Below are 22,823 nucleotides of genomic sequence, written 5' to 3'. Positions count from 1 at the left end.
AAAAACTAAGGAAAAGGAGCTATTTAGCTCCTTTTCCTCTTTGTATTGGCCTCTGATTGCTAAATCCGAGTTTCACGGAGTTGTGGGCAGGCGGCTAGAATTTCACGTCGTCCACTCTCTTTTAGTTCTTCCAAAATGACATCAAACCCCCATAAGCGGTAAAGGTGTTTTAGTACCTCATGATAGCTTTGATCTAAAGGAATTCTATCGTGTGGAACGTGTTGAAGCGTCAGGGAACGATCACCACGTACATCCACGCTATAGACTTGAATATTTGGTTCTAAATTACTGAGATTATACTGTGCTGCAAGCTTTTCACGGATGGCGTGATAGCCAATATCATCGTGAATGGCACTCACTTCAATAAAATTCTTGCGATCGTCATCCAGAATGGCAAACAGCTTGAAATCGCGCATTACTTTAGGTGAGAGATACTGGCTAATAAAGCTCTCGTCCTTGAAGTTGTGCATAGCAAAATGAACCGCATCTAACCATTCTGTTCCAGCAAGCTCAGGAAACCATTCCCTATCTTCATCGGTTGGTTCTTCACAAATACGTTTAATATCTCTGAACATAGCAAAGCCAAGCGCATATGGATTGATGCCACTAAAATAGGGGCTGTTGTAAGAAGGTTGTGCGACGACACTGGTGTGGCTGTGTAGAAATTCAAGAATGAATTTATCAGAGACAAAGCCTTCGTCATAAAGATGATTTAAGATAGTGTAATGCCAGAATGTGGCCCAGCCTTCATTCATCACTTGTGTCTGTTTTTGTGGGTAAAAATATTGGCTTATTTTCCTCACAATGCGCACAATTTCTCGCTGCCATGGTTCAAGCAGTGGCGCATGTTTCTCAATGAAATAAAGAATGTTTTCTTGTGGCTCACTTGGAAAACGAACTTTAAGATCTTCTTCTTTGGTTTTTGCTTTGGGTACGGTGCGCCACAGTTCATTAACTTGTGATTGTAGATAAGCTTCGCGCTCTTCTTGACGTGCTTTTTCTTCTGCTATCGATATTTTTTCAGGTCGTTTATAGCGGTCAACACCATAATTCATTAACGCGTGGCATGAGTCGAGGAGTGATTCGACTTCGGGTACGCCATATTTTTCTTCGCATTCTGAAATGTAGTTTTTGGCAAACAAGAGATAGTCAATGATAGAGCTCGCATCCGTCCAAGTTTGGAAAAGGTAGTTGCCTTTGAAAAACGAGTTGTGTCCATAGCAAGCGTGCGCCATCACTAAGGCTTGCATGGTGACGGTATTTTCTTCCATCAAATAGGCAATGCATGGGTCTGAGTTAATAACGATCTCATACGCGAGCCCCATTTGGCCATGTTTGTAACCTTGTTCCGTTTGAATAAATTTTTTGCCAAATGACCAGTGGCTGTAATTAATCGGCATGCCAATGCTGGAGTAGGCATCCATCATCTGCTCGGAGGTAATAACTTCAATTTGATTGGGGTAAGTATCGAGACGATAAAACTCAGCTACCCGGCGTATTTCAGTATGGTATTTCTCCAAAAGCTCAAACGTCCAGTCAGGTCCGTCTGGTAACAATTTGCTCTTGCGTTTTGAAGTACCTTTCGCTTTTGTTGTCATTAGTATGCCTCCCTAAGCTGTTTCCTTTTGGAATAGCTCCCTAAATACAGGGAATATGTCATCCACGGTGCGAATGTTTTTAATCGCAAAATTGCCAAATGAGGGTTGTAATTTTTCGTACTCGTGCCACAAGGTTTGGTGTGAGCGACGAGTGATTTCAATATAAGCGTAATACTGGCAATATGGCAGAAGCTTATTGGTGAGGAGTTCTTTACAACGAGGCGAATCATCAGCCCAGTTATCACCATCGGATGCTTGAGCTGCGTAGATATTCCATTCGCCGAGAGGGTAGCGTTGTTCAATGATTTCATGCATTAATTTCAGTGCGCTAGAAACAATCGTGCCGCCGGTCTCTTGAGAGTAGAAGAACTCGTGCTCATCCACCTCTTTGGCTTGCGTATGGTGACGAATAAACACAACTTCGACATTTTCATAAGTGCGAGTTAAAAATAGATACAGCAACACGTAAAAACGTTTGGCAATATCTTTAGTCGCTTGATCCATTGAACCCGACACATCCATTAAGCAGAACATAACAGCTTGGCTCGATGGAATGGGGCGTTTTTCAAAGTTTTTGAAACGTAGGTCAAACGTATCAATAAACGGCACACTTTCAATTTTTTTACGCAACGCTTCGATTTCTTGCTTAAGTCGCTTCTCTTCTAATACTTGAGCGGGCTCTCTATTTTGAATGCGCAGTAACTCTTCTTCTAATTCCCCCATCAAACGACGTTTTCCCGCTGTCATTGCGGTGCGGCGAGCTAGTGATTGTTGCAAAGAGCGAACTACAGCGATGTTCGACGGTACACCTGCCGTTTTGAAACCCGCGCGATGAGTTTTCCATTCTGTAATCTTATTGATTTGATTTTTTTCTAGATTAGGCAATTCCAGATCTTCAAACAGTAGATCAAGATATTCATCTTTAGAGATTTGGAAAATAAATTCATCTTGGCCTTCGCCATCAGCACTCGCATCACCTTGTCCTGAACCATTGCCTTGTCCGCCACCTTTAGGTCTCTCAATTTTATCACCAGTAATAAACTGGTCATTACCCGGGTGAACTCGTTCTTTTAGGCCGCCTTTTCCTTGATGAAACACGGGTTCTTTGATGTCGTGATTTGGGATCGACACATCTTCGCCAGACTCGGTGTTGGTGATGGAGCGACGATTCACTGCGTCTGCAACAGATTCTTTGATCTGCTCTTTATGACGGCGTAAAAAGCGTTGTCTATTGACCGCGCTTTTGTTTTTACCGTTCAATCTTCTATCGATAAATTGCGCCATGAGTATCCCCTTGAAAACGTCACCTTTACGTTAGCCATTGTTGGTATGGCTAACGCATGTACAGGTTTTGGTTTGCTTGAAGTTAAGAAGATTTACGGACGCGTAAATACCACTCAGACAACAGCCTTACTTGTTTTTCTGTATAACCTTTCTCCATCATACGAGCGACAAAATCGTCGTGTTTTTTCTGATCATCCGATGAGGTTTTGGCATTAAAAGAGATAACAGGAAGTAGCTCTTCGGTATTTGAGAACATTTTTTTCTCAATGACGGTACGCAGTTTTTCGTAACTGGTCCAAACCGGATTTTGTCCATTGTTGTGCGCTTTCGCACGCAGTACAAAATTGACGATTTCATTTCGGAAATCTTTCGGGTTACTAATGCCTGCTGTTTTCTCGATTTTTTCTAACTCGTTATTGAGCGATGAACGATCGAAAAGTTGGCCAGTTTCAGGATCACGATACTCTTGGTCTTGGATCCAGAAATCAGCATAAGTAACGTAGCGGTCAAAAATATTTTGACCATATTCAGAATAAGATTCCAAATAAGCCGTTTGAATCTCTTTACCAATGAACTCGACATAACGAGGCACTAAGTAGCCTTTTAAAAACTCCATATATCGTTCAGCGATTTCTTGAGGGAACTGCTCGCGTTCAACTTGCTGTTCGATGACATAGAACAGATGAACGGGGTTAGCCGCAACTTCCGTTTGGTCAAAGTTGAATACGCGCGACAGTATTTTAAAGGCAAAGCGAGTCGATAAACCGGACATCCCTTCGTCAACACCTGCGTAGTCACGATACTCTTGATAGCTTTTTGCTTTTGGATCGGTATCTTTTAGCGTTTCACCATCGTAGACGCGCATTTTGGAGAAGAGTGACGAGTTTTCCGGCACTTTTAGGCGCGAGAGGATACTAAATTGACCAAGTAATTCTAGTGTGCTTGGTGAGCATGGCGCTTTGGATAGTTCACTGTGTTCAAGCAGTTTTTGGTAAATTTTCACTTCTTCCGAGACGCGTAAACAGTAAGGGACTTTAACGATATAAACCCGGTCCAAAAACGCTTCGTTGTTTTTGTTGTTACGGAATGTCTGCCACTCTGATTCGTTTGAGTGCGCTAAAATCATGCCATCAAAGGGTAGGGCGGATAACCCTTCTGTCCCGTTGAAGTTTCCTTCTTGCGTGGCGGTTAAGAGTGGGTGAAGCACCTTAATTGGCGCTTTGAACATCTCAACAAACTCCATTAACCCTTGGTTGGCTTTACAGAGTGCACCGGAATAGCTATATGCATCGGGATCATCTTGCGAGAAATGCTCGAGTTTTCGAATATCCACTTTCCCAACCAGTGACGAAATGTCTTGGTTGTTTTCATCACCGGGTTCTGTTTTTGCGACGGCAATTTGATCGAGAATTGAAGGTCGTACTTTGACGACTTTGAATTTGGAAATATCGCCACCAAACTCGTGTAAGCGTTTGGCCGCCCAAGGTGATGTAATTGAGCGTAAATAGCGTTTTTCTATCCCATATTCCTGCTTGAGGATTTCGCCATCTTCAACCACATCAAACAGACAAAATGGGTGGTCATTGACTGGGCTACGAACGCCATTTGCAGACAAAACATAAATAGGCATTTGTTGCATTAAAGCTTTGAGTTTCTCCGCCAGTGAAGATTTACCGCCACCAACTGGACCGAGTAGATAGAGAATTTGTTTTCTTTCTTCTAAACCTTGGGCAGCGTGTTTGAGGTAGGAAACAATCTGTTCTATGGCTTCTTCCATGCCATAGAAATCCTCAAAAGTTTTATAACGAGAAATCACCCGGTTAGAGAAAATGCGACTCAATCGGGGGTGTTTTGCTGTGTCTATCAGCTCAGGCTCACCAATCGCCATTAACAGCCGCTCTGCTGCATTGGCATAAGCACTTTTATCTTCTTTACACAGAGCTAAAAACTCTTGCAGTGATAGCTCTTCATCCTTGGCGGCTTCATAGCGTGCCTGAAAGTGGTCAAAAATACTCATAGTGAATTCCCCTCTGAAAACTGTCTAACTGACAACACCGCTTAAAAACACAAATTAATAACAATTTAAGACTAGTCCGAGTTTGACAATTTTGCTTAACAATTATGTGTTTATTTAAATTTCGTGACAGTAATAACGTCGATCAGGTTGAACTATTTAGTGTGTGAATATCAAGAGTTCGAGGGATAAGTTGGTGTTGGAGTTAATAACTGCGAGGGGGAATGTAAAAAAGACGCAGTGTCTGCGTCTTTTCATCTTTCGTCAGCCTACCTTGCTAGGTATTAAAATTTAGGCATTAAAAATTTGTGTAAATTCTGCGGTTGACAAATGGTATTGGCGAGGACAATTACGCCAAGCCGTTAACATGCGACGATATTTATCTGACATTGGCATTTGGCTGTTGAAGTGGTGATCGGCTTTATCAAATTGTGGGTAAAGCCCTTCAGACTCAACCAAGAAACGCACGTAATGAACGCGTTGTGACTCTTTAGCGATATCAAACCCTAAAAAGTGCAGGCGGCGCTGATCCACATTTTTGCTTTCTGCATCGGAGAGCATTTTGTGTGATTCTTGCATTGCGTGATACATCTCCATGATGTCGATCACTTCGCGGCACTCCGCTTCGGTCAAGCAGCCAAATTCTTTGCTGAGTTCTCGCATTTGCAGTTCATAACCACGTTCTACAATGGTTTGTAACCGCTTGTATTTTTTGGCGTTGTTGGGATCCATCTGTGACATCAAAAAATACTGATTAGATAGAATCAGTCGTTGAGCGTTGGTCATTTCCATGAAGGTAGCCTCACTAAATTTTATGTTCTATTTGATGGCATAAGGTTAACAGCAATTATCGACAATGAAACATGATCTCAACACGGATTTAATATGGAAAGCATAAAATGTGTGCAATTCTTGTTACTTTTTGTGTAAGTGGTTATAGATATAATCTTTGTCCAAAATGAGTATTTAAAATCGCGTAGTTGACCCAATCAGCAGCAATAGCACCGCAAGTTGTTCCAGCTGCATGGCTAGCCTCTCTATAAAAATGCCAGCATTATGCTGGCATTTTTATAGTTATTAAATCAAGCAATCAATATTTTATGTTTGAGTGATACTGAGCTAAGATCCCAACGATTTTGTCCATGGTCTCTTTTGACGGCGGATTCACACCTTCTAATGGGTATTCTAGCCCCATTGCTTCCCATTTATGAGCGCCCAATTTGTGATAAGGCAGCAGCTCTACTTTTTCGATGTTATCCATATCTTTAATAAAATCACCAAGCATATGAGCCGCTTCTTCGTCATCAGTGTAGCCAGGAACAATCACATAACGGATCCACGTTTTTTTACCTATGGTGTGTAAGTAGCGCGCGAAATCTAAGGTTCGCTTATTCGACACACCAATAAAATCATGGTGGATCTCATCTTTCATGTGTTTGATGTCTAACATCACTAAATCAGTGGCATCGAGTACTTCATCAATCACGTCTGTGTGTTTGCGAATATAACCGTTGGTATCTAAGCAGGTGTGAATGCCCTCAGCTTGCGCTGCGCGGAATAAATCACGAACAAATTCAGGTTGAAGCATAGCTTCACCGCCTGAACAGGTAATTCCGCCGCCAGAGGCTTTCATAAAATGGCGATAAGATTTTGCTTCGGTAATGATTTCTTCAACAGTCACTTCCTTGCCTTCATGGGTGTCCCATGTGTCACGATTATGACAATACATACAACGCATTAGGCAGCCTTGCATAAAAACAATGAAGCGAATTCCAGGGCCATCTACCGTGCCACAAGACTCAAAAGAATGAATACGACCAGTTGTTGACATCAGTTCATCTCGAATAGGTTATTTGCCTGTTATTTTATTACAAATAGTAGGGATTAAGTAGGGTTAATGTGCAATTGCCGCCGCATATCCTAAACCATATGTTGTGGCTTAAAATGAATGTCATGAAATTCTGCACATTGACTACACTGTATAGAAATAAGAACTCGTTGAATGCGATAGGGTTTAAATAAGGAATAGTTCATGGATGTACAGTTTTCTCAAAAGCAAAAAATCAGTCTATTTTTAGTTATCCTTTGTGTTGGTTTTTTAGGTTTAGGGATTTATACCGCAAAGAGCTTGATGGGAATGGATGAACAGTATCGCTCCAGTGGCGAAGTGGCATCCGGTTCTGTGGCGATATTTACTACTCAAGCAAATTTGTTGTCGCTTGCATCAGAGCTAAACAACATGCAAGGCAATCAGGTCAACTCGATTTTGAATAAATTGGATCAGTTGATGGAAGAGGTGAATGCTAATGTTGCTTTCCTGCAAAAGACCAATTTTGCTCAAGAAGGGGAAGTGTTGCTCAAGGCGGCCAAACAATTTGACCAATTTTTGCGTCCTTGGTTGCAAGTGAAATCAGAAGTGGGTTTCAACGTTAACGAAGGTAAACTGGGCGAGCTGAAAACGTTGGCCACCACGATAGAGAAAAAGATAGATGAGACGGGGATGGTTACAATCAACTCGGATTTTCAAGCCATGGTTAAGGCGCAGCAAAATTATTTATTAGAACCCACGGAGCAAAACTTAAAACTGTTTAATCGTGCTATGGCCAGTTTCGTCAATATGTCTGATTCTTATTCGATGTTGGATCTGTATGAAAAAGAGATACAACAATTTAAACAGGCTTTTTTACGTGTGAGTGAACTGTCGCAGCAATTGCAAGTGATGGAGAAACAAAGAGGCGATACAGAGGCGCAAGTTAAGTCGGTGATTCAAGATATTTCAACCAAGCTTTCCGCGTTGAGTGAACAATATCAGTTGGCCGCAAAAACGACCGCATCGCAAACACAGTGGTCTGTATTGGCAGCCTGTGCGTTACTTGCCATATTGACTATTGCTATTTTCCTTACCTTTAGTTTTTCTCTTTCTCGTTCTTTGTCGCAAACAATTCACGTGTTGAACAATATCTCGCGTGGCGATTTGTCACGCCGTATGCCGATGACGAATAACGAAAAGGACGAATTCAATCAACTGGCATTGGCCATTAACCAAAGCTGTGAAAATTTAGGGAAATTGGTGAGTGGTGTGCAGAAAAGCAGTGAAGCCTTGTCTGGTGATGCCGCGTCACTGAATGTTGGATTAGACACTTTGGTGACAAATCAATCTGACGTTTTGGGACAAACGCAATTATTGGCATCGGCCACAGAAGAGGTCAGCGTGACGACCCAAGAAGTCTCTAATTCATTGGAGTTCGTTGCGGAACTCAGCAAATCTTCTATGCAAAGCGCAGAAGAGGGAGGAAAAGTGATTTCCGTTGCTATTACGTCACTGGTTGAGGTTGGTAAAATCCTAAGCTCGGCCGCAGGCCACATTCATCAACTTGAACAAGCTTCTGCAAAAGTAGACTCGGTGATGGACATCATTAATGGTATTGCCGAGCAGACTAACTTATTGGCACTCAATGCCGCAATTGAAGCGGCGAGAGCGGGAGAGCAAGGTCGTGGCTTTGCTGTTGTCGCTGATGAAGTTCGAAGTTTAGCAGTAAGAACGGTCAATGCCGTGGCCGAAATTTCCGGCACTATTGATACTATGCAAAAGGAAAGTGCGGAAGTAATCACTTATATTGCGCAATCTGAGCAGTCTATGCAGAGTGGGCAAGAGAAAGGTAATGAGGCAATACAGGCTATCGCGCAAATTATCAAAAAAGCAGATGAAGCGGCGAATAAAACAGAAGCCATTTTTGCATCGATCCGAGATTTGGCGACCACTAGCCATTCAATGGCAGATAATATGATACAAATATCTCGAGCCATGAAAGCCTTGGAAGAGAACAATGAACAGTTAAGAGCAACCAGCCAGATTGTGGATAAACGCTCTAGCAGCCTAAGTGTAGACTGCCAAAGTTTCACCATATAATTTCAGTTTGCTAAACGTTAGAAAAAAGCAAAAAGAGAAATATTACCGACACCGTGAATGGAGTTTTTGTCTTCCTTATACTCAGGTGTGTTTGCGGTGAACGTTAAACTCGCACCGACTTGTTGAATATACCAAGCCGCACCAACTACGGCGGTCGCCTGAAGATTTTCCAAGTTAACTTGGTAATATTCAGATGGGTGATCCAATCCGTTTAAAGGCCTATCTCCTTCGATGGTAATGTCATTGAAGCGATAGCGTCCTTCTACACCTCCGAATAGAAACCATCCAGTATCCGAGGCACCAATCATCCCTGCCGAGAAAGGGTTTTCTGCACTGATTTGAGCACTGCCAAAGTTACCCGCAAGATCGGTCCCCCAACGCATCATAAAACCTGTGGAGAGATCACTGCGAAAGTTACCTACATTGACCTCTGAAACGTTGGAAAGCTCAACGTCAGTTCCTGCATAGCTGCGGTATCGTGCCAGATTAAAGTGAGACAGATAACCCACGCTGCCGACGATTTTTTCCTCTACTTGGTAGGCCCAGCCATTGGGTTCGTCAGATTTAGTGATGCTGTGCACTAACTTTTGCGCTTTCTCAGAAAGCGCAGCATCTCCGGTGGTTCCAATGGTTAAATTTGCCCGCGTGGCTTGTTGGGGATGCAAACTAATATAGTTAAGCTCGGTGTGTAAATACCCAGCGTAAGGTCGTTCGTTCGGCTCTGGTTTGGTAAGAGAAATCTCCGAAGGAGTCCACATTTTGTGGCCAATGCTGATTTCCCATTTGTCCAATGGGGCCGCTCCCCAAACCGAAAGGCTGAGTGGTTTAGCCCACCAATATGGAGCAATCGCCCCTGAGGTGTAGTTTAAAAATAAACCATTGGTGTAGTCGCGATCTACGCCAAATACGCCATCGTTATCGAGGTTAAAAGCAACCGTTGCGTGTTGAGAGGCCAGCGCAGAAGCACTGAGTAACGTCAATGGAAGAATGTGAAATAGCTTCATACGAACACTGCAGAGTATAGACAAGCCCTAATCATATAGGAAAGATGCGCTATTCAGTTGATAAATAGGCAATTGAATCAAAATAAATGTGGTAAGCGTAACATTTGTGGTCGATGCATTGCGCATTTTTGATTTCTGAGTATAAAAAAAGCCCCACTCATCGAGCAGGGCTTAACTATTTTGCTAGTAATTTAACTGAAATTATAGAGATTCAGTGAAAGTACGTGCAATAACGTCAGCTTGTTGTTCAGCAGTCAGTGAGTTAAAACGCACAGCATAGCCAGATACACGAATGGTTAGCTGAGGGTATTTCTCAGGGTGTTTAACCGCATCTTCTAAAGTTTCGCGATTAAGCACGTTCACGTTTAGGTGTTGGCCACCCTCAATGCCTGCTTCATGGTGAAAGTAACCATCCATCAGGCCAGCAAGGTTTGCACGTTGACTTGCTTCTTCTTTGCCTAACGCATTTGGAACGATAGAGAAAGTATAAGAAATACCATCTTGTGCATCAGCAAACGGTAGTTTCGCTACTGAAGTCAATGATGCTACTGCACCTTTTTCGTCACGGCCATGCATTGGGTTTGCACCCGGTGCGAAAGGCATACCAGCACGGCGACCATCAGGTGTGTTACCTGTTTTCTTACCATATACCACGTTTGAAGTGATAGTCAGGATAGACTGAGTTGGAATTGCATCACGGTACATCTTAAGTTTACGGATTTTGCCCATAAACGTAGAAACAAGTTGGCATGCGATGTCATCAACGCGGGCGTCATTGTTACCAAATTTAGGATAATCACCTTCGATTTCGAAATCGATCGCTAGGCCATCTTCGTCACGAATTGGCTTAACTTTTGCGTATTTGATTGCAGATAGAGAGTCAGCAGCAACAGACAGGCCAGCAATACCACATGCCATCGTACGTTTAACGTCACGATCATGCAGTGCCATTAGCGCGGCTTCATAGCTGTATTTGTCGTGCATGTAGTGAATGCTGTTTAGTGCGGTCACATATTGCTTCGCCAACCAATCCATGAAGTGGTCCATTTTTGCCCACAGTTCGTCATAGTCAAGATACTCACCTGCGATCTTGTCCATTTTAGGACCAACTTGGATTTTCAACTTCTCATCAATACCACCGTTGATGGTGTAAAGCATGGTTTTAGCAAGGTTTGCACGCGCTCCGAAGAACTGCATTTGTTTACCTACAACCATTGGCGATACACAACATGCGATAGCATAGTCGTCAGAGTTCATGTCTGGACGCATTAAATCGTCGTTTTCGTACTGGATAGATGAAGTATCGATAGATACTTTTGCACAGAAACGTTTAAAGCCGTCAGGTAGCTGCTCAGACCAAAGTACAGTGATGTTTGGCTCTGGAGAAGGACCCATAGTGTATAGGCTGTTTAGGAAACGGAAGTTAGAACGCGTAACGAGTGTACGACCGTCAAGACCCATACCACCCATTGATTCTGTTGCCCAAATTGGGTCGCCAGAGAATAGTTCATCGTATTCAGGAGTACGTAGGAAACGAACCATACGCAGCTTCATTACGAAGTGGTCGATCATTTCTTGAGCTTGTACTTCAGTGATTTTACCCGCTTCTAGATCACGTTGGATGAAGATATCTAGGAAAGTCGAAGTACGACCTAGCGACATTGCCGCACCGTTTTGTGATTTAACAGCAGCTAGATAGCCGAAGTAAGTCCACTGGATAGCTTCTTGTGCAGTTTCTGCTGGGCGAGAGATGTCAAAACCGTATTTTTCAGCCATTTTTTTCATTTGGCCAAGTGCGCGGTGTTGCTCTGCAATTTCTTCACGAAGTTGCATCGTTGCCGTTAGATCTTCGCCGTTCTCAAAACGCTCTTGTAGAGAAGTGAATTGAGCCAGCTTATCCTTCATTAGGAAATCAATACCGTAAAGTGCTACGCGACGGTAGTCACCAATGATACGGCCACGACCATAAGCATCAGGAAGGCCCGTCAGAACACCAGACTTACGACACGCTAGGATATCAGGAGTGTAGATATCGAAAACGCCAGCGTTGTGAGTTTTACGGTATTCTGAGTAGATTTTTGAAATCATAGGGTCAAGAGTTCTACCGTATGCTTTGCAAGAACCTTCAACCATACGCACACCACCGTTAGGGATGATAGCGCGCTTAAGTGGTTTCTCAGTTTGTAGACCCACGATAGTTTCAAGATCTTTTTCGATGTAGCCTGCATCGTGAGCAGTGATGGTAGAAATAACGTCAGTATCGAAATCGACAGGGGCCTTAGTCGCGTTTTCCTGTTTGATACCTTCCATTACTTTAGCCCAAAGCTTGTTTGTCGCTTCAGTACCTTCAGAAACTAGGAAAGATTCGTCACCTTCATACGGCGTATAGTTCTTTTGAATAAAATCACGAACGTTAACTTCGTTTTGCCACTCACCTGCAACAAAACTTTCCCAAGCTTTAGCAAATTGCTCTGCCATGACATACCTACCTTTTTAGTAGAAAAAACACGTACCGTCTTCACCGTTGAGCCAGTTATCCTCGAAAGGAGCAGTACACTCTATTAATACAATATCTATATTCACACTATTCAATTATCTGAATATAGATATTGTGCTTTTAAGCCTTGAATGCAAGATTAGACTAAAATTTTTTTGCAAACCTTAAACTAAATCAATAAAAGTTAAATTTTTCAAATAAAGTTTGGGTAGTGCGAGCACTACCCAAATTCGTATTAGTCCAAGCTCATTATAGCCAAGCTTTTAAACCGTATTGGTTTTCAAGCATACCAACCGCAAGCATAGCAATTAAACAGATGATCAGCACACCACCTGGAATGATGATTTTGTCGATAAAAGACAGCTTTGATGCACGTTCTTTGTCGCCAATTAGGCCATTGTTATCGAGTAGCATGGTCAATGCCCACGCTAGAACAGGGTTCACCACAGCGCTACCAAAGATACAGATGCCCGCTGCTTGTGAATCTTTTGTGTTTCTTACCATTTGCATACCCGCTTCTAGTAAAGGAAGAAATACCCCTACTAATAGAGCAATACGCATCACTGGCGGCCAAACCGCTACGTCCATAGGGAAGCCAAGGATAGCAATAGTCATGACCAATAAACCTAATATGATGGCACCACCAGGAATTGGGCGTTTAGCAATCGCCGCTGGGATCATATACGTTCCCCATGACGATGTGATATTACCACCACCAAGTGCTGTACCTACCATTTGACGAATTGAACACATGGTCATTGTGTCATCAACATCCATCAGTACTTTTTCAGTTCTCTTTGGATAGTTCAATTCTTGGAAAATTCGGTGACCAAGGAAATCTGGTGACCACATCGCAACGGCCAAAATAGCAAAGGGCAATGAGGCGATAAAGTGTTCTACTGTTGGCAAACCAAGCATCCAACCTTCAGTGGTTGAGCCCCACCAGTAAACAGGATTAAGGTTAGGTAAGCCCATTTGAGTTTCAAATTGAAGATCAAAGCCAGTACCGAATAAAAGCGCAATAGCAAGCCCTGTCATTGCACAGACAGGAATTGCTAACCAACGCATGTTGATTTTTGCAAGAAATGCATACAGCACAATATTGACACCTAAAACCACTAGGCCAACGTAACCTAAGCTGCCTGCGGCGACATCGGCCGATTGCAAACTGGTAGCCCAAGTTTGGATAGAACCAATTTGGCTCATTGTTCCGGTAAAGCCGAGGAAGATAAGCAACCCGCCTGCGGTTCCCTCGGAGGTTAGATTGACCAGTTTCGAGCCTCCTTTAAAGTAACTTAAGAGAAGACCAAAAACGCCAAGCAAAATTGCCAATGCCAAAGGGTGTGCACCGGCTAATGCGATTGAGCCGATAAGAGGGATCATTGGGCCATGGTTGCCAGCTAAGTTGGCTTTTGGGTTTAAGAAACCAGAGGCAATAACACAGAAGAAGAGGGCAGGAAATAACATCTCTACACGTGCAACTTCAATCGCGAAGTCTTTACCTAGATGAATGTGATCCCATGCTTGGGTTAGGCCATCAGCCCAAGACATCATTACCGCTGAGTACATGGCGATGATGCCGATTGTGCCCGCGATGGCTGGTACAAAATCTTCAAGTTCAAAACGGAAGTCACGACCAGGTAAGTTCAAACCAAAGCGACGGGGCTTCATGATTTGCAGTTCGTGGTCTAGGTAATCTGAACGGCTTGCAAACTCAGATGCTGGACGATGCAGCTCTTTATAGCTTTTCGTCTCGATTTCTGAGCGCTCATTGTTGACTACGTCTGGCATAGATTCCTCATATTTTTAAAAGTTAGTAATTCGTACTGAATCCTAGTAATCCGCGAAGAAGCGGTAATGTTTTTAATTGAATATGTAGCACATCCCATATGTGCTTGCATAACAACAACTAAAAAAGAGAGTGTGGTTATTTATACAACCTTATCTTTGCTCGCGAGTTTAGCTTGCTTATCCTTTAGGGTGATTGATCTTGATCACTTTAAGAATAAATGTGAAAGAAAACTACAGCAGCCTAATGAAAACGGGGGGTTGAGGCGTTACTTGCTTGAAATAAGTTTTCACATTGTGATGTTTGTAAAAGAGTTTCAATGATATTAATGACCTTAAATATCCTATGAATCTAGGTGTACTTTATACATGAATAGGTTGTCTATTTTTAAGTAAATGTTAATGAAATGAGTTAACTGTTAATTGCTTGATGTGCCATTTATATGCGCCATATGGAGAAGTATTGGCTAAAATGTGAATTTTTAATCAGATAAAATAACTAAATATCCTTATTTTCTAGGTTAATAATTTGTTGCATGTTTTCGGTGTGAATGCTAGTTTGTATCAAAAATGGGAGTTGGAATACTCTGCAGTAGCAAATACAGGGAGTTAAGCGCATGACTGATGTACCGGCGCTGAATATTAAAGAGCTGCACAAAACCTTTGGTCAAAACGAAGTACTAAAAGGAATCTCACTAGAAGCTCGTAAGGGTGATGTGATCTCCATTATTGGTTCTTCTGGCTCGGGAAAAAGTACCTTTCTTAGATGCATCAATTTACTTGAAACACCAACCTCTGGTGATATTTGGGTCAATGGTGAACTCATTCAAATGAAAAAAAATCGGCAAGGTGAAGCTTCACCTGTGAGTGAAAAGCAGGTGCAACGAATTCGCTCACGCCTTGCTATGGTATTTCAGGGATTTAACCTTTGGTCGCACATGACGGTGTTAGAAAACGTTATTGAAGCACCAATTCATGTGTTAGGAGTACCGAAAGCACGAGCCATCGAGAGTGCTGAGGTGCTGCTAAAAAAAGTCGGCCTGTATGAACGTAAAGACTATTATCCTGGTCACCTTTCTGGTGGGCAACAACAACGTGCGGCGATTGCTAGAGCGTTAGCCGTGGAGCCAGAAGTCATGCTGTTTGATGAGCCCACTTCTGCACTTGATCCTGAATTGGTGGGTGAAGTGTTGGGTGTTATGAGAGACTTGGCAGAAGAAGGCCGTACTATGCTGGTAGTGACTCATGAAATGGCCTTTGCTCGCGATGTTTCAAACCATGTGATGTTCTTGCACCAAGGTTTAGTGGAAGAGCAAGGAGATCCAGCCATCCTGTTCACCCAGCCTAAATCTGAACGGTTAAAACAATTTATATCCTCTATTTATTAATGTGTTCATTATGTTGTGGTATTCGTCACGACATAAATATTAAGCAAAACCAACATAAACATAGCATGATAAATAAGTAAGACCTCAATCACAGGAGTATGGAAATGAAAAAGTGGTTATTAGTTGCAGCCGTTGCTGCTAGTGCAATGACTGGTATGGCCCAAGCGAAAGAATGGAAGACGGTTCGTTTTGGTATAGAAGGGGCTTATCCTCCTTTTAGCTGGACAGAGGCTGATGGATCTCTCAAAGGCTTTGATGTTGATATGGCCAATGCGTTGTGCAAGGAGATGAAAGTGGAATGTAAAATCGTTCCACAAGACTGGGATGGCATTATCCCATCACTGCTTGCACGTAAATATGACGCGATTATTGCAGCCATGTCGATTACCGACGAGCGCAAGAAAAAAGTCGATTTCACTGGTAAGTACGCATTAATTCCCAATAAATTTATCGCCAAGAAGGGAGCCGCGTTGGATTTTTCTAAAGAAGGTCTAAAAGGGGTGAAAATTGGTGTACAACGTGCAACAACGCACGATAAGTATCTTACTGATAATTATGGCGATGCAGTTGAAATTGTCCGTTATGGTTCATTTGATGAAGCCTATCTTGACCTAGCCAATGGTCGTATTGCGGCAGTATTGGGTGATGCCTCTGCCTTGGAAGAGGGTGTGCTTAACAAAGCGGGCGGCGAAGCGTATGAGTTCGTCGGCCCATCATTAACCGATCCGAAATGGTTTGGCGATGGTTTTGGTATTGCGGTTCGTAAACAAGACAAAGATCTCACTCAAAAACTTGATATGGCGATTAAATCTCTTCGTCAACAAGGGATTTACCAAGAAATTGCGACCAAATACTTTAATTACGATGTATACGGTGAATAAGCTGTAACATCATATCTTACCCATATAATTAGAAGGTGAGAGTGGGCCGAGCATATGAATATGTTTATCGATCACTCTGTCATTAGGACTGGTTAGCTCAGTTGACTCCACCTTCTCAATTATGATGGGAATCCATTGATTCTTAACGGCTGGATCCTAGTTCCAGAAGTACCCAGCCGTTAAATTCTCCAGGGACTAGGGATGAATTATGTTGGACCTACACGGATATGAAGCCTCAATTTTGAAGGGAGCGGTACTGACCATTGAAGTTGCCGTGCTCTCTTTATTACTTGCCATGTTACTTGGCATGCTAGGTGCGCTAGCCAAGCTTGCGCCTTACCGTTGGGCAAGAGCCATTGCCACTCTTTACACGACCATCATTCGCGGTATTCCAGACCTTGTGTTAATGATGCTTATTTTCTTTGGCGGTCAAATTTTGTTGAATAATAGCCTTTATTCAATCAACGAATGGCTAAACAATTGGTTTATGGCAAGTGACCCGAGCCATGAATGGACCGCTTATCTCCCCGATTATATTGATGTTAGCCCTTTCATTGCAGGGGTGCTAACCATAGGTTTCATTTTCGGTGCCTATATGGCTGAAACCTTTCGTGGCGCTATTATGGCGGTTGATAAAGGGGAGATGGAAGCGGCGAAAGCGTATGGTATGAGTTCCACGTTAGCATTTAGACGCATTTTGCTTCCTCAAATGGTCCGTCATGCGTTACCAGGATTTGGTAACAACTGGTTAGTATTGCTCAAAACGACGGCACTTGTTTCCATTATTGGATTAGAAGATATGGTCAGAGTCAGCTCACTCGCGGCAGGTTCGACAAAAATGCCATTCACCTTTTATATGGCTGTTGCAGTGATCTTCCTTTTCTTTACCAGTGTATCAACTGGTCTTCTCAAATTGGTTGAGCGCAAGTTCAGCATTCACACGAGGTAAATATGGATTTTTCCCTTATTACTCAAAGCCTACCAATTTATTTTAGTGGGCTGTGGACAACGGTTTGGCTGGTGGGGTTGTCGTTAATTATCGGTTTGAGCCTTGCCATCCCCTTAGCGATTGCTAGAAATAGCCACAACTATTTTATTCGTACTCCAGCATGGGCTTATACCTACTTTTTTCGTGGTACACCGTTATTGGTCCAGCTTTATCTCATCTACTATGGAATGGATCAATTTTTCCCGGTGAAAGATACCTTGTGGGAAAACGCTTGGTTTTGCGCGTTGGTTGCTTTTGTTCTCAATACGTCCGCCTACACGGCTGAAATTATTCGCGGCGCGATCAATGGATTGCCGAAAGGCGAAGTGGAAGCGGCGAAGGCATACGGAATGAGCACTTGGAAAACGTATCGGCGAATTATTCTACCGAGTGCGTTAAGGCGTGCACTGCCCGCTTATAGTAATGAAGTTATCTTCATGCTCCACGGCTCTGCGGTTGCTGGTATTGTGACCATTATGGATTTAACGGGAGCTGCGCGTTTAGTGAACTCTCGTTATTATGCTCCATTCGAGTCATTTTTAACCGCAGGTTTGTTCTATATGGGCTTGACCTTCATTATTTTGTTCTGCTTCAAACAGGCTGAAAAACGCTTCTTAGCTTATTTGCGCCCATTGAGCTGAAGGGCTGCAAGTAGCAATTTGTTGTACCGAGTTTGTTTATATAATCCAGGCATAGATTAAAATAAGAAGCGCGCTGAATGCGCGCTTCTTATTGGCACGTTACTTTCTGTTCCTACAAAGAAAAACTGGACCAAATTGGCGCGTGATCAGAAGGTTTTTCTATTCCTCGAAGTTCATAGTCGATGCCGACTTCTTGGCATTTTTTTGCTAGGTTCGGGGTCGCTAAAATGACGTCGATTCGTAGCCCGCGGTTATCATCAAAGCCACGTGAGCGATAATCAAACCACGAAAATTGATCATTTACATCCGGATTTAACTGACGGAATGTGTCAACAAAACCCCAGTCCATTAAAGTTTGTAACCATTCGCGCTCTTCAGGTTGGAAAGAGCATTTTCCCGTTTGCAACCAGCGTTTTCTATTGGCTTCACCAATCCCAATATCCAAGTCGATAGGGCTGATGTTAATGTCTCCCATTACAATTATTTGTTCGTCAGGGGAATGATGTGTCGTTAAGTAACCCATTAGATCTTTATAAAACTGACGCTTATAGGGGTATTTTGTTTCATGGGAAATATTCTCTCCTTGAGGAAAATAGCCGTTGAGTATGGTTGTTTTTTGGCCGTTGTCATCTTCAAAAGTGGCCATAATCATGCGTTTTTGATGATCTTCATTATCGCTAGGAAAGCCTTTCTGTACTGAAATGGGTTCCTTCTTGCACAACATGGCGACGCCATAATGCGCTTTTTGACCATGGAAATAGACGTGGTAGCCCATGGCTTCAACATCCTCAAGAGGAAAAGCGTCATCGTGTACTTTGATTTCTTGAAGTCCAATGACATCAGGTTGATGCTTATCAATAATCGCTTGCAGTTGATGAATGCGAGCTCTCAAACCGTTGATGTTAAAACTGATGACTTTCATAAGGGATCCTTAAGATGAGTTGTGCGCAAGATGTTACCATTTCAAGGCGCAAGGACAAGACGAAAAGCGAATCAATTCTAATACGTAAATTTTTTGAATAGTCAGAAAGGATATTTTTATTAACATTTATGTAAACTTACGATTGATCTCTCAAGTCAATATGCTCTAATTAAAGTCGTCACCATTTCGTCTGAAAACCCTATTAGCGCAGCATAAGGATGTAGTATGCGAACACTTTCGGTTCAATGGAAAATAACCCTTTTAGCCGGCCTTTGCCTGTTAATTACGTCATTGTCTCTCATTGGTTTTTCTGTTTATAACGCAGTGAATAACCAACAAGCAATAAAACAACAAAGTTCAGATTCTGTGATCAATAAATCGCAGCAGTTATTAGAAACTCGGGCGCTGCTCAATGCCACCGAAGTATCTGAATATCTCAGTGAAGCCATGTATCGGGCTCAAATGCTTGCTGATACGGCCTTGTTTTTCAAATCAAATACCGAAGAAAATTTTGGTGAAAGCGAAGCGTTAAGGACATCTTTAGATGAAATGGTTCGCAAGACGGTAGTCAATTATCCCAATGTTCAGGGGGCTTATCTCGTCTTTAAGCCAAATTTGCTCGATAGCGAGGATGACAACTACCAGAATGCTGACTATGTAGGCTCAAATGAAATAGGTCGATTCGCTGCATACTGGATAACGTCCTCCAATGGTGAAAATGTGGTGGCAAATGTATTAAGCGAAGTGGCATTGAAGGATGAAGGAAACAGTGAGCGTTTCGCCTGCCCGTTAACAACCGCTAGTGCATGTATCTCATCGCCTAAAATCGTGATTCAAGACAATGAAACGTTTCTTACTTCTTCTCTCTCTGTCCCCATTTTGATTGATGGCGTTGCGATTGGCTTTTTTGGCATCGATTTAAAACTTAGCCCACTGGTAGCGATTGCACTGAGTTCAGATCAAAGTCTATTTGGCGGTAGTGGTAAGGTCTTTATTGTCAGCTTAAATAACACGCTTATTGCAACTGATGAGCGTGAATTAACCTTAGGCGCGCCACTGGCTGATTCAGTCTTGACTACAAAGGAGATCGCCAATCTTCTAGCCGAGGGTAAAGTCCATTCTCAATGGAATTCAGATCGGCAGTGGTTGTCTGTCTTTGCTCCTATTCAGGTGGCGAACCAGACTTGGGGCGTGGTTTTTGAAATGCCGACATCGAGTGTGCTAGCTGATGCCAATCAACTGGATCAGATCATTACTCAACAGGTAGAGAATGGCGTTAGAGCGGAGCTATTAGTCGGCGCATTGCTAGTCTTTTTAGGGCTCGCAATCATTGCGTTAGCTGCAACCCAAATTGTGAAACCTATTCGAGCGGTCGTGGAGCGGTTACAAGATATTGCTTCTGGCGAAGGGGATTTAACTCAGCGGCTTGTCATCAGTAGTCATGATGAAATCGGTGATTTGGCACGCGGCTTTAACCAGTTTTTAGACAAATTACAGGCTATTATTCAGCAGATCGTAGAAAGTGCGAACCAAGTAGCTCAAACGACTGAACAGGCACGGCAGTCTGCCGTACAAACGCGTAGCCGTAGTGAGTCTCAATTTAAAGAGATGGATATGGTGGCGACTGCCTCTGAAGAAATGACACAAACAGCAAGTCTCGTTGTGCAAAATGCCGAGGCTGCGGTGCAAGCCGCTTCGCAAGCTAATCACTCCGCACTGACTGGGCAGGATGTCATCCGTGCCTCTGAAGCTGAGATGCATAAGCTGGTGGTGCGAATGAGTGATGCGGTGCCTGTTGTTGAAGAGTTGGCTCAAAACAATATCAATATTACCGAAATTTTAACGGTCATTGAGGGAATTTCACAGCAAACCAATTTGCTCGCATTAAATGCGGCTATAGAAGCGGCTCGGGCCGGAGATCAAGGGCGAGGGTTTGCTGTTGTCGCCGATGAGGTACGTAATTTGGCCCAGCGGACTCAGAACTCTGTGGGTGAAATACGCAAAGTGATAGAAAAAGTCCAACAAGGTACTGAGGGCGTAGTTGAGGTGATCCAGCAAGGAAACGCGTTAGCAAATGGAACTGCGATGCAAGTTCAAAAGGCCGTTGCTGAATTAGAAATAGTGTTTGAATCCATCTCAGCAATTAACGATATGAATAGCCAGATTGTAAAAGCGGCCCAAGAACAGCAAGCCGTCTCTGGTGAAGTCAACCTCAACCTATCCAATATTCGTGATCTTAGCGCGCAGATATTGACACTGGTCGGTGAATCAGAATCGGTTGGTGCTCAGATAAGTCAACTCTCGGCTAAGCAGCAACAGTTGGTTGGACAATTTAAAGTCTAACGGCTGAAAGAGTAAGAAGTAGATGTTTGCTTCTTACTCTCTCGCTGTATCATCCAGTTTACGCAATAAATCCTGCTGTACGATTTTCAGCGCTTCAAGTGCGGTGTGTGGTTCAATCTGATTGGTTTCTAATAAGTAGATGAGATCGACAGCGAGCTTTATCTCTTCAGACGCGCCGTCTAGCGGTACAGTAGGATCATTCATGTTATTGGTTTTTCTCCCTGAACGTAATTTGTTTCTCAATTTTGGCTTTGGCTTCTTGGCAACGCTTGAGCCGCTGCTCTACGGTCAATAACGCTTTTTGTGCTTGCTGCTGACTAACAGCAGAAGTTTGCTTAAGTCCGAGTTCTTTTTCTCTCACCATATCCATCAGCCTCCGCTCCCATTCTTGGTGCTGGGCCAGCTCTTGATATAACGCATTGATCGGTTTGCGATAATAGCTGCGATGCTTGGGCTCACTTTTTCTGATCGATACTGTCGATATTTCGCGTTGGATTGCCGCAATTTGTGCAAGCAGTCGATCGGTTAGATATTGAGCTCGTTGACTGGTTAGCCGTTGGCTCTCTTGTTCGCGCACGATGGAGTCAAAGGTCGCTTTTGCTTCCATAACACAAGGGATTAATAAGTGCGCTTTACAGTGGAACAGGCGCTCATCAAACAGAGCCTGATGGTGTTCACCACGAGTTCGGTCAACACTGGCGGCTTGTTGTTTTAACTCTTCAATTAAGGACTTCAATTGAGAAAAATGGTTCATAAGCCTGCAAACCACGCATCATAAGTCAGCTTGATTGCAAGCACACTGACCACACTCACAAACACCGGACGAATAAATTTAGCGCCGAAACGAATCGCTGAATGTGCGCCAACAAAAGCTCCAGCCATCAAACAAACTCCCATAGTCAGTCCCAGCACCCAGTCAATATGCCCCAAAATGGCAAAGGTAACCAATGACGTTACATTACTGGTAAAATTCATCGCTTTAGCAAGGCCAGAGGCCAATAAAATGTTGAGTCGGTATAACGCCATCGAACTGACTGTCCAAAATGCGCCAGTCCCCGGCCCTGCCAGCCCGTCATAAAATCCAAGTATCAAGCCTTGCGCATACTGCTTTTTGTGAAGTACAGGGCAGGGAGGCGGGCTGACATTCTGGTGTGCATGTGGTGTTTTATGCCATATCGTATAGATAGCGGCAGCTAGAATAATGAGCGGCAGCACTTTTTGTAGCCAATCGGTGCTGATCGCATCGACAGCAAAAGTACCTATGGTTGCGCCAATTAAGGTGGTAATGAAAGCTCTGACCCAGCAACTTGGTTGAAACAACTTCTTCTGATAGTAGGTTAATGCGGCAGTTGATGAGGCAAATGTTGCCGCTAGCTTATTCGTTCCTAGTGCGATGTGCGGCGGAAGACCGATTGATAATAACGCGGGTACAGTAAGCATGCCACCGCCGCCAGCGACTGCATCGATAAAGCCAGCAATAAAAGCAACAAGCGCCAACACAATCAAAGTGGTTGGCTCAACAAATTCCATGAATAAAATCGGCCCTGAGTAATGAGATGAAAGGG

General features: G+C 43.2%; 18 protein-coding genes. 6 read left to right on the top strand and 12 right to left on the bottom strand.

All coding sequences use genetic code 11. From position 1 onward, the window contains the following. Positions 1–59 precede the first annotated feature (59 nt). From AACT18_RS02245 to pflA, 5 genes are all read right to left on the bottom strand, one after another. Positions 60–1,598: a SpoVR family protein gene (locus AACT18_RS02245; protein WP_094125264.1), complete on the bottom strand. Its 1,539-nt coding sequence runs from the start codon at positions 1,596–1,598 to the stop codon at positions 60–62. Between the two features lie 12 nt (positions 1,599–1,610). Continuing rightward, positions 1,611–2,882: a YeaH/YhbH family protein gene (locus tag AACT18_RS02240; RefSeq protein ID WP_017042294.1), complete on the bottom strand. Its 1,272-nt coding sequence runs from the start codon at positions 2,880–2,882 to the stop codon at positions 1,611–1,613. An 82-nt stretch (positions 2,883–2,964) separates the two neighbouring features. Further along, the gene (locus AACT18_RS02235; RefSeq protein ID WP_013856540.1) at positions 2,965–4,899 is read right to left on the bottom strand and encodes a PrkA family serine protein kinase; all 1,935 of its coding nucleotides are present in this window, start codon (positions 4,897–4,899) and stop codon (positions 2,965–2,967) included. A 288-nt stretch (positions 4,900–5,187) separates the two neighbouring features. Then, positions 5,188–5,688 (bottom strand): YfbU family protein, encoded by a 501-nt coding sequence (locus AACT18_RS02230; RefSeq protein ID WP_094144283.1) that lies wholly within the window; start codon positions 5,686–5,688, stop codon positions 5,188–5,190. 298 nt (positions 5,689–5,986) lie between these two features. Continuing rightward, the gene (gene pflA, locus AACT18_RS02225; protein WP_013856543.1) at positions 5,987–6,727 is read right to left on the bottom strand and encodes a pyruvate formate lyase 1-activating protein; all 741 of its coding nucleotides are present in this window, start codon (positions 6,725–6,727) and stop codon (positions 5,987–5,989) included. 201 nt (positions 6,728–6,928) lie between these two features. On the opposite strand from pflA, the gene AACT18_RS02220 reads away from it, so the two are divergent. Then, a complete protein-coding gene (locus AACT18_RS02220) occupies positions 6,929–8,806 on the top strand; it encodes a methyl-accepting chemotaxis protein (RefSeq protein WP_013856544.1) in 1,878 nt (625 codons plus the stop codon). A gap of 17 nt (positions 8,807–8,823) precedes the next feature. On the opposite strand, the gene AACT18_RS02215 is transcribed toward AACT18_RS02220, so the two are convergent. The 3 genes from AACT18_RS02215 to AACT18_RS02205 all read right to left on the bottom strand — a co-directional run bounded on the left by AACT18_RS02215 (position 8,824) and on the right by AACT18_RS02205 (position 14,098). Continuing rightward, positions 8,824–9,810, bottom strand: a complete 987-nt coding sequence (locus tag AACT18_RS02215) for a lipid A deacylase LpxR family protein (RefSeq protein ID WP_176428340.1) — start codon at positions 9,808–9,810, stop codon at positions 8,824–8,826. Positions 9,811–10,011: 201 nt separating this feature from the next. Next, entirely contained in the window at positions 10,012–12,288 is a 2,277-nt protein-coding gene (pflB, locus tag AACT18_RS02210; protein ID WP_013856546.1) for a formate C-acetyltransferase, read from the bottom strand. A 268-nt stretch (positions 12,289–12,556) separates the two neighbouring features. Then, on the bottom strand, positions 12,557–14,098 hold the full coding sequence (locus AACT18_RS02205) for a DUF3360 family protein (RefSeq protein WP_017042289.1): 1,542 nt from the start codon (positions 14,096–14,098) through the stop codon (positions 12,557–12,559). Positions 14,099–14,712: 614 nt separating this feature from the next. Between AACT18_RS02205 and AACT18_RS02200 the strand changes: the two genes are divergently transcribed. The 4 genes from AACT18_RS02200 to AACT18_RS02185 all read left to right on the top strand — a co-directional run bounded on the left by AACT18_RS02200 (position 14,713) and on the right by AACT18_RS02185 (position 17,993). Then, positions 14,713–15,483: an ABC transporter ATP-binding protein gene (locus AACT18_RS02200; RefSeq protein WP_013856548.1), complete on the top strand. Its 771-nt coding sequence runs from the start codon at positions 14,713–14,715 to the stop codon at positions 15,481–15,483. A 104-nt stretch (positions 15,484–15,587) separates the two neighbouring features. Further along, entirely contained in the window at positions 15,588–16,364 is a 777-nt protein-coding gene (locus AACT18_RS02195; protein WP_026028918.1) for an ABC transporter substrate-binding protein, read from the top strand. Positions 16,365–16,572: 208 nt separating this feature from the next. After that, a complete protein-coding gene (locus AACT18_RS02190) occupies positions 16,573–17,313 on the top strand; it encodes an ABC transporter permease (RefSeq protein ID WP_094124743.1) in 741 nt (246 codons plus the stop codon). Positions 17,314–17,315: 2 nt separating this feature from the next. Further along, entirely contained in the window at positions 17,316–17,993 is a 678-nt protein-coding gene (locus tag AACT18_RS02185; RefSeq protein ID WP_010319214.1) for an ABC transporter permease, read from the top strand. 112 nt (positions 17,994–18,105) lie between these two features. Here AACT18_RS02185 and xthA read toward each other — a convergent pair whose 3' ends face one another. Continuing rightward, positions 18,106–18,915: an exodeoxyribonuclease III gene (xthA, locus tag AACT18_RS02180; RefSeq protein ID WP_094124742.1), complete on the bottom strand. Its 810-nt coding sequence runs from the start codon at positions 18,913–18,915 to the stop codon at positions 18,106–18,108. 225 nt (positions 18,916–19,140) lie between these two features. On the opposite strand from xthA, the gene AACT18_RS02175 reads away from it, so the two are divergent. Beyond that, complete coding sequence (locus tag AACT18_RS02175) at positions 19,141–21,258, top strand: methyl-accepting chemotaxis protein (RefSeq protein WP_088728951.1); 2,118 nt, start codon at positions 19,141–19,143, stop codon at positions 21,256–21,258. 33 nt (positions 21,259–21,291) lie between these two features. Here the strand turns inward: AACT18_RS02175 and rsmS are convergent, their stop codons facing one another. The 3 genes from rsmS to AACT18_RS02160 are packed head-to-tail and all read right to left on the bottom strand — an operon-like array spanning position 21,292 to position 22,788. Further along, entirely contained in the window at positions 21,292–21,462 is a 171-nt protein-coding gene (rsmS, locus tag AACT18_RS02170) for a pleiotropic regulatory protein RsmS (protein ID WP_013856554.1), read from the bottom strand. A 1-nt stretch (position 21,463) separates the two neighbouring features. Continuing rightward, positions 21,464–22,012, bottom strand: coding sequence for a primosomal replication protein PriC (gene priC / locus AACT18_RS02165; protein ID WP_010319211.1), 549 nt, complete (start codon positions 22,010–22,012; stop codon positions 21,464–21,466). Next, on the bottom strand, positions 22,009–22,788 hold the full coding sequence (locus AACT18_RS02160; protein ID WP_094125719.1) for a sulfite exporter TauE/SafE family protein: 780 nt from the start codon (positions 22,786–22,788) through the stop codon (positions 22,009–22,011). Before AACT18_RS02160 ends, priC begins: the two co-directional genes overlap by 4 nt. Positions 22,789–22,823 lie beyond the last annotated feature (35 nt).

The sequence above is a fragment of the Vibrio sp. V04_P4A5T148 genome (assembly GCF_963875605.1).
Taxonomy (GTDB): domain Bacteria; phylum Pseudomonadota; class Gammaproteobacteria; order Enterobacterales; family Vibrionaceae; genus Vibrio; species Vibrio anguillarum.
This window is presented reverse-complemented; position numbering and strand designations above follow the sequence as displayed.